A 7,962-nucleotide genomic window follows, 5' to 3' on the forward strand; every position below is an offset into this window, starting at 1 on the left:
GCCACGCGCCGTACCGGCAGCCCGCCCCAACGGCGTACGTAGGTGCCGTCCGGGTCGTAGCGCTTGCCCTGGAGGACGGGGTTGAGGACACGGTGGGGGCGGGTGTCGGTGCCGGTTCCGGCAACCCACTGCCAGTTGAGCTGGTTGTTGACGAGGTCGCCGTCGACCAGGAACCGCAGGAAGTGCCGCGCGCCGATCCGCCAGTCCACGTACAGCGTCTTGGTCAGGAAGCTGGCCACCAGCAGCCGGGCCCGGTTGTGCATCCAGCCCTCGTGGCGCAACTGGCGCATGCCCGCGTCGACCACCGGGTAGCCGGTGCGGCCCTCCCGCCACGCGGCGATCTCCTCGGCGGCCTCCTCCTCGCCGCGCCACCGGTCGCCCCGGGAGCGGTAGTCCCGGACCGACGACTCGGGCCGGGCCGCGAGGACCTGGTGATGGAAGTCGCGCCAGCACAGCTGCCGGACGAACGCCTCCGCCCCGGCGCCGCCCTTCGCCCGGGCCCGCCGGACCACCTCCACCGGCGACAGCGCCCCGAAGTGGAGGTACGGCGACAGGCGTGAGGTCGCGTCACCGGCCAGGTCGTCGTGCCGTTCCTCGTACCGGGCCAGGCTGGTGTCCGCCCACCGCGCGACCCTGTCGCGCCCCGCCGACTCGCCACCGGCCGGGAGATCCGCCGACACGCCCGCCACCCCGGCGCGGGACGGAAGCTCCTCGCCGCGCACCGCCTCGGGGACTCGCACCGCGCGCGGCGCGGGCAGGGGGTCGCGCAGCGGCTCCTTGGACCAGCGGCGCATATACGGCGTGAACACGGCGAAGTGGTCCGAGCCCGTCGGCGTCACGCCCCCCGGCGCCACGGCGGTGACCACACGGTCGTGCACCCGCAGCGCGACACCGCCGGCGTCGAGTTCCTTGCGCAGCCGCTCCTCACGGCGGTGGGCGAAGCCGGTGACCCCCGCCGCCATGTGCACCTGCGTGGCCCCGCACGCGGCGGCGACCGCGCGGACCTCCCGGTCGACCGGCCCGGTGCGCACGACCAGCCGCCCGCCGCGCCGGCGCAGCGAGGAGTCGAGGTCGGCCAGGCAGTCGGCGAGGAAGGCGGCCCGGTTGGGCACGTCGAATCCGACGGCGTGGACGGCGGGGTCGCGGACGAACAGGGGCACCACCTCGTCGGCCGTCTTCAGCGCCGCGTGCAGGGGCGGATGGTCGTGCAGACGCAGGTCCGAGGTGAACAGGACGACCGCGACGGTCATGGCGTCACTCCTGGTGCGGTGGTGCGGATTCCGTTCGTTGCTCCCGGACACTTCGCCGCTCACGGGCCCGTCGGATGCGCGACGCCCGCCCGCCCGTGCCCTCGGACGCCGCCCGCGCGATGTTGCGCGCCATGCCGCCGAAGACGGCGGAGTGGAACGGGGCGACGCTCCACCAGTAGGCGTGGCCCAGCAGGCCGCGCGGGTGGAACAGGGCGCGCTGCCGGTAGCGGGTGCCGCCCGCGTCGTCGGTCTCGGCGTACATCTCCAGCCAGGCGAGTCCGGGCAGCCGCATCTCGGCGCGCAGCCGCAGCAGATGGCCCGGTTCGATCTCCTCGACCCGCCAGAAGTCCAGCGAGTCGCCGACCCTCAGCCGCTCGCTGTCGCGCCGTCCGCGGCGCAGCCCGACCCCGCCCGCGAACCGGTCCAGCCAACCCCGGACCGCCCAGGCCAGCGGGGAGGAGTACCAGCCGTTGTCGCCGCCGATGCCCTCGATCACCTTCCACAGCGCCGCCCGGGACGCGTCGACCGGCCGCTGCCGTTCGTCCCGGTAGAGGCTGCCGCCCGCCCAGTCGGGGTCGGTGGGCAGCGGGTCGCTGGGCGCCCCGGGCACCGAGGCGGAGGACCAGCGCGTGGAGACCTGCGCCTCCCGCACCCGGCGCAGCGCCAGGGCGAGAGCCTCGTCGAACGGCAGCGGCCGGCCCGGGGTGTCGGGCACGTACCGGGCGATGTCGTGCTCGTGGCAGACGACCTCGTGCCGCAGCGACTCGGTCAGCGGCCGGGCCAGGGCGGCGGGCACCGGGGTGACCAGGCCGACCCAGTGGCTGGACAGCCGTGGTGTGAGGACCGGGACCGGCACGATGAACCGCCGCGGAAGCCCGGCGACGGCGGCGTAGCGCAGCATCATGTCCCGGTAGGTGAGGATGTCCGGCCCGCCGATGTCGAAGGCCCGGTCGACGTCGTCCGGCATGGTGGCCGAACCGACGAGGTAGCGCAGCACGTCCCGTACGCCGATGGGCTGGGTGCGGGTGTGCACCCAGCTGGGGGTGACCATGACGGGCAGGCGCTCGGTGAGGTAGCGCAGCATCTCGAACGACGCCGAGCCCGAGCCGATGACGACGGCCGCGCGCAGCACGGTCGCGGGCACGGGCGAGTCGAGGAAGATCTCCCCCACCTCGGCCCGGGACCGCAGGTGCGGGGAGAGCTCCTCCTCGGGTACGTCACGCGGCGTCAGCCCACCCAGGTACACGATCCGCCGTACGCCGGCGGCCCGGGCCTGCTCGGCGAAGATCCGTGCGGCGGCGCGGTCGGTGTCCTCGAAGCGGGAGCCGGAGCCGAGGGCGTGCACCAGGTAGTAGGCGACGTCCACCCCGCGCATCGCGGAGGCGACCGACTCGGGGTCCGTGACGTCCCCCCGGACCGTCTCGGCGTGCGCCGCCCAGGGGTGGTCGCGGAGCTTGCCGGGAGAGCGGGCGAGGCACCGGACGCGGTGGCCCTCCTGCAGCAGTTCCGGCACCAGGCGCCCGCCGATGTAGCCGGACGCCCCGGTGACCAGGCAGTGCAGCCGCTGCCCGTCCGTCGTCATGGTCGTGCCTCCGTTCTCCGACACCGTCGCCGTGCTGTCGGGTCACGGCCGGCCCTGACGCGAACACTTCCCGCCCGGGGCCCCGGGCGGATGCACGACACGGGTGCCGGGGACGCTTCACCCGGAGGGAGTACCGGCGCCGCCCCCGTCCGGGTTCCGGCGGGCCAGGACGCTCGGCCACCACGCCCGGGGCCCGATGTCGATCATCAGCGCGGGCACCAGCAGGGAGCGCACCACGAGCGTGTCGAGCAGCACCCCGAAGGCGACGATGAACGCGATCTGCACCGGGAACGCCAGGGGGATCACCATCAGGGCCGCGAACGTCGCGGCGAGCACCACGCCCGCCGAGGTGATCACCCCGCCGGTGGTGGTCAGCCCGCGCAGCACCCCCTGCCGGTTGCCGTGCACCAGCGCCTCCTCCCGGACCCGCGACATGAGGAAGATGTTGTAGTCGACGCCGAGTGCCACCAGGAACACGAAGCCGTACAGCGGCACCGACGCGTCCGTGCCGCTGAAACCGAGCAGGTGCCGGAAGACCAGCGCCGACACCCCCAGCGTCGCCAGGAAGTTGAGCCCCACGGTCGCGACCAGCAGCACCGGCACGAGCAGGGAACGCAGCAGCAGCATCAGGACCAGCAGGATCACGGCGAGCACGATCGGCACGATGACCGTCCGGTCCCGGGCCGCGGTCTGCTGGGTGTCGTACTGCTGCGCCGTGTACCCGCCGACCAGCGCGTCGGCCCCGGAGACCGCGTGCACCTCCGCGCGCAGCCGCTCGACCGTCTCCTTGGCCGCGTCGCTGTCCGCCGCGGCCTTCAAGGTGGCGTCGATGCGCACCCGCCCGTCGACGACGAGCGGCGTGCCCGCCCCGGGCCGTCCGGAGGCGAAGACGGCGCCGGCGGACGCTGGGGGCATGAGCGGCTCCGGTGCACCCACGGCATCTCTTCCGGCGGACGACCCGACCGGGTTGCAGACCTTCGCCGTTCTGTTGCGCCGGATGAACGGCGAGTTCAACCGCATCGCCCGGGAGTTCGCCCAGGAGCAGGGTCTGCACCTCACCGACATGCAGGCTCTGATCGCGATCCTCGACGCCGACTCCGACCCGGACGCGGGGGGCGAGCCCATGACACCGGGCCGTCTGCGGGGGCAGCTCAACCTCACGTCCGGAGCGGTGACGGCCTGCCTCGACCGGCTGGAGCGGGCCGGGCACATCCGCCGGGTCCGCGACGCCGGCGACCGCCGCGTGGTGCACCTGCACTACGCCGACGCGGCCCGGGGCCTGGCCCGCGACTACTTCCGGCCCCTGGCCCGGGGCACCGAGGCGGCCCGGGGCCGGTTCAGCCCCGGCGAACTGGAAGTGGTCGTCCGGTTCCTCGCCGAGATGAACGCGGAACTCGTCCTGCTGCGCCGGGGCTCCGACTGACAGCCCAACTCGGGCAAGCGGCGGCACTCAACACCGGCCTGGCCAACGCGTCCCACGACATCGTGGTGATGGCCGACGCCGACACGGTCTTCGAGCCCGACGCCCTGTACCGGCTCGTGCAGCCGCTCGCGCATCCGGCCGTCGGTGCCGTCAGCGGCAACACCAAAGTCGGCAACCGCCGTGGGCTGCTCGGCCGGTGGCAGCACCTGGAGTACGTCTTCGGCTTCAACCTCGACCGGCGCATGTTCGAGGTGCTGGAGTGCATGCCGGCCGTTCCCGGCGCCATCGGCGCCTTCCGTCGCGACGCTCTCATGGGAGTCGGCGGGGTCAGTGAGGACGGCCCTCGCCGAGGACACCGACCTGACGATGGCCCTGTGGCGTGCCGGCTGGCGGGTGGTCTACGAGGAGTCGGCCGTCGCCTGGACCGAAGTGCCCACATCGCTGCGGCAGTTGTGGCGCCAGCGCTATCGGTGGTGCTACGGCACCCTGCAGGCGATGTGGAAGCACCGCGGAGCCGTCGTCGAAGTGGGCGCGGCCGGACGTTTCGCCCGCCGCGGACTGAGCTATCTGGCTGTGTTCCAAGTGGTCCTGCCACTGCTCGCACCGGTCGTCGACCTCTTCGCGGTGTACGGGGCGGCACGGAGAGTGGTCCGGGGCGGTCACTCACACAGCGCACGGCCCGCGCCGAACGTCACCGGGACCCGGTGTGATGTGAGGGACGCCTGGTGCGCTGTGACACTTCTGTGAGTACGCGCGCTTGTCTCCATGAGGTTGCCGCAGCGAACGGGGCGCGTCGGCCGGCACGGACTCATCATGAACCCCGGTGCGAACGAGGACGGTCTTGGGTCAGGAACGGCAATCGCGCTATGCGCAGGCCCACGGCGAGCTGGGCGAGGCCGTGGCGCGGGCCCAGCAGGGTGACGAGGCGGCCTTCGCGGTCGCCTACCGGCTCGTGCAGCCGGCCCTGCTCGGCTATCTGCGCGGGCTCGTGGGTGACGACGCGGAGGACGTGGCGTCCGACGCCTGGTTGCAGATCGCCCGGGACCTCGGACGGTTCAGGGGAGACGGGGACGGCTTCCGCGGCTGGACGGCCACCATCGCCCGGCACCGGGCACTGGACCATGTGCGCCGCCAGCGATCGCGCCCTCGGCCCGGCGCGCTGGAACAGGACGTACTGGATCTGCCCGGTCCGCACAGCACCCAGGAACAGGCTCTGGAAAGCATCTCCACCACTCGGGCCCTGGAACTGGTCCGCGGGCTGCCGCGTGACCAGGCCGAGGCCGTGCTCCTGCGCGTCGTCGTCGGCCTGGACGGCCCCGCCGCCGCGCGCGTCCTCGGCAAGCGCCCCGGTGCGGTGCGTACCGCCACGTACCGGGGCCTGAAACGCCTCGCCCGCCAGCTGAGTCTCGACCCGGAGGCCGGCGAGGGTGTGACGGATGACGCGCCGAAGACGCTGGAAGGCCGACGTCAGTCACGACGTCAGTGGTCGGACAGGCCGGCGTCCACAGCCGCGTTGCGGACCCGACGAACAGCTCAGGCAGGAACGGACAACGGACATGGGTGATCGGCTGAGCCGCGGCGGAGCGACGGGCCGTCGACGTGTGCACCCCGGCGACGCCGCGGACGGCCCGTGGGACCCGAGTGACGACACCGCGCTGCACACGGCCCTGAGTGCCGCCCTCAGCGCGGACGACCCCGGACCCGGGGCCGAGCGCCGGGCCGTGGCCGCCTTCCGGACAGCCCGCGACGCGGGAGCGCACGGAGCGCGTACCCGGCACCGGGACGACTGGCGGCTGCCCGCGCCGGGGCGTACCGGCCGCCCCGTGAAGACCACGGTTGCCGCCGTGTTCACCAGCATCGCCCTGGGCGGAGTCGCGGTCGCGGCCATCGGTTCCGTGGGCCTGCCCGCGAACGGCACCGGCGGGACGACGCCCTCCTCCGCCCCCGCCCGGCCGGGCGGCCAGGCCACGCAGGTCCCCTCGGACGGCCCGGGGCGGGACGACGGCCCGTCTTCCGCCCCGGACACCGCGGCCCAGTGCCGCGCCTACGAACGCGTCGAGGGCCGGGGAGCGGTGCTCGGGGCGACCGCCTGGCAGCGGCTCGTCGCCGCGGCCGGCGGCGAGGACGAGGTCGACGCGTACTGCGCCGAGCGGCTGGCGCGGTCCACGGCCGCGCCGGGCAGATCCGGCGACCCGGGAAAGCCCGGCGACGTCGTCCTGAACCCCGCGGGAGCGGGCACGGACGGGAACAGGGGCACGACGGGCAAGGGGAGCGTCGGCAACGGCCGCCCGGGTGGCGGCAAGGGCGAGTGACCCGGGCCGCTCCACCACCGCCCAGTGCCCCCGTCCGCCTGGACGACATGGCCTCAGACGTACCCCTGTGACGATTCCGGCGCCACTTTCGGTGTGTAAGTAGTGAAGGAATTGGACGATGTAATGCCGGTGATGTGGATGAGGTGTGAGGAATGCGTCCTCGTGCGGGGTACGCGCGTGGCACCACATGCGGGCAGTGCGCGAACCCGGAGGCTTCGAGTGCGACCGTTCACGCTCAACTACGCGCGACCCGCGTCACTCCCGACGGCGGTGCCGCCCTACCGCTTCGACGATGCACTCCAGTTGAACGTGCTCCCCGACGGCCGCCCGGCGGTCAGTGACCCGGACCTCCTGCTGGCCGTCGGGACGACGGCGTCCACCGCAGGCTCCAAGACGCACTTCGACGACTGAGGCCCGTGATGGCATGACCGTACTGATCCTCACGGCCAAAGACGACGTCACCGCCGACCTGGTCGTGACCAGACTGCACGAGGCGGCGGTGCCCGTCATGCGGCTGGACCCCGCGGACCTGCCGGTCAACACCGTGCTGTCGGCCCACTACACGCACGGTGACTTCGAGGGCCTCCTGTCGGCGAACGGGCATGTGGTCAGCATGGGAGGTCTGCGATCCGTATGGGTGCGCAGGCCCGGCGAGCCGGCCGCGCACGCGGACGAGCCCTCCGCATGGCTGACCGCCGAGACCCGCCAGGCCCTGTTCGGGATGCTCTACTCGGCTTCCGCGCGCTGGATGAACCACCCGCGCGACGCGGAGCGGGCCCGGCTGAAGCCGTGGCAGCTGAGAACCGCCCACCTCAGCGGCCTCGCCGTACCGCCGACGGTCATCACCACCTTCCCGCGCCTGGCACGGCAGTTCGCCGAGGAGTACGGGGAGGTGGTGGTGAAGTCCGCCTCGGGACCGCCGCCCGGTGAACCCCCGATGGCCCTGCCCACCACCCTGATCGGGCCCGACTCGGACTTCTCCGGTGTCGCGGCCGGTCCCGCGCTGCTCCAGCGGTACATCCCCAAGCACGCGGACATCCGCCTGACCTGCGTCGGCAGCAGGCTGTTCGCGGCGCGGAAAAAAGCCGAGCCGGATCAGGTGGACGGACGCTACGGCGGCACCGAGCACAGCTGGGAGGCGGTTCCGGTGCCCGACCGCATCCGCACGTCGGTGCACGACTACGTCGAGATGGCGGGGCTGGCGTACGCCGCCTTCGACTTCGCGGAGGACGAGGACGGCCTCTGGTGGTTTCTCGAGTGCAACCAGAGCGGCCAGTTCGGCTTCGTGGAGCTGGACACCGGGCAGCTGATCTCGGAGGCCCCTGATCCAGACCATCGGCCGCGCCGCGCGCAACGTGTCCGGACAGGTCCACATGTACGCCGACAAGATCACTC

The 7,962-nt window shown here is 73.2% G+C and carries 8 protein-coding genes and 2 pseudogenes; 7 read left to right on the top strand and 3 right to left on the bottom strand.

All coding sequences use genetic code 11. From position 1 onward, the window contains the following. The 3 genes and pseudogenes from ABZ281_RS27935 to ABZ281_RS27945 all read right to left on the bottom strand — a co-directional run. Nucleotides 1–1,250: deoxyribodipyrimidine photo-lyase (locus ABZ281_RS27935; protein ID WP_356659819.1), on the bottom strand; the 1,250-nt coding region annotated here is incomplete at its 3' end. Nucleotides 1,251–1,254: 4 nt separating this feature from the next. Next, entirely contained in the window at nt 1,255–2,832 is a 1,578-nt protein-coding gene (locus ABZ281_RS27940) for an SDR family oxidoreductase (protein WP_356659821.1), read from the bottom strand. A gap of 117 nt (nt 2,833–2,949) precedes the next feature. Continuing rightward, nucleotides 2,950–3,735, bottom strand: a pseudogene (locus tag ABZ281_RS27945) (MMPL family transporter); the annotation flags it as partial. Between the two features lie 10 nt (nt 3,736–3,745). Between ABZ281_RS27945 and ABZ281_RS27950 the strand changes: the two are divergent. The 7 genes and pseudogenes from ABZ281_RS27950 to ABZ281_RS27980 form a co-directional block, all read left to right on the top strand. Continuing rightward, nucleotides 3,746–4,255, top strand: coding sequence for a MarR family winged helix-turn-helix transcriptional regulator (locus ABZ281_RS27950; protein ID WP_356659823.1), 510 nt, complete (start codon nt 3,746–3,748; stop codon nt 4,253–4,255). 38 nt (nt 4,256–4,293) lie between these two features. Beyond that, nucleotides 4,294–4,524, top strand: a pseudogene (locus tag ABZ281_RS27955) (glycosyltransferase); the annotation flags it as partial. Further along, nucleotides 4,436–5,002 (top strand): glycosyltransferase, encoded by a 567-nt coding sequence (locus ABZ281_RS27960; RefSeq protein WP_356659825.1) that lies wholly within the window; start codon nt 4,436–4,438, stop codon nt 5,000–5,002. The pseudogene ABZ281_RS27955 and the gene ABZ281_RS27960, both read left to right, overlap by 89 nt. 94 nt (nt 5,003–5,096) lie before the next feature. Continuing rightward, entirely contained in the window at nt 5,097–5,819 is a 723-nt protein-coding gene (locus ABZ281_RS27965) for an RNA polymerase sigma factor (protein ID WP_356659827.1), read from the top strand. Beyond that, a complete protein-coding gene (locus ABZ281_RS27970) occupies nt 5,812–6,567 on the top strand; it encodes a hypothetical protein (RefSeq protein ID WP_356659829.1) in 756 nt (251 codons plus the stop codon). The genes ABZ281_RS27965 and ABZ281_RS27970 overlap by 8 nt, the downstream gene beginning before the upstream one ends. A gap of 219 nt (nt 6,568–6,786) precedes the next feature. Further along, nucleotides 6,787–6,978 (top strand): putative ATP-grasp-modified RiPP, encoded by a 192-nt coding sequence (gene tgmA / locus ABZ281_RS27975; protein ID WP_356659831.1) that lies wholly within the window; start codon nt 6,787–6,789, stop codon nt 6,976–6,978. Nucleotides 6,979–6,991: 13 nt separating this feature from the next. Beyond that, the coding region (locus ABZ281_RS27980) for an MvdC/MvdD family ATP grasp protein (RefSeq protein ID WP_356659833.1) at nt 6,992–7,962 on the top strand (971 nt) is incomplete at its 3' end.

This window comes from Streptomyces sp. NPDC006265, from assembly GCF_040613555.1.
In the GTDB taxonomy this organism is placed as follows: Bacteria; Actinomycetota; Actinomycetes; order Streptomycetales; family Streptomycetaceae; genus Streptomyces.

Coding starts and splice junctions, on each gene's coding strand:
- ABZ281_RS27940 (WP_356659821.1), bottom strand. CDS start 2,832: ATGACGACGGACGGGCAGCGGCTGCACTGCCTGGTCACCGGGGCGTCC.
- ABZ281_RS27950 (WP_356659823.1), top strand. CDS start 3,746: ATGAGCGGCTCCGGTGCACCCACGGCATCTCTTCCGGCGGACGACCCG.
- ABZ281_RS27970 (WP_356659829.1), top strand. CDS start 5,812: ATGGGTGATCGGCTGAGCCGCGGCGGAGCGACGGGCCGTCGACGTGTG.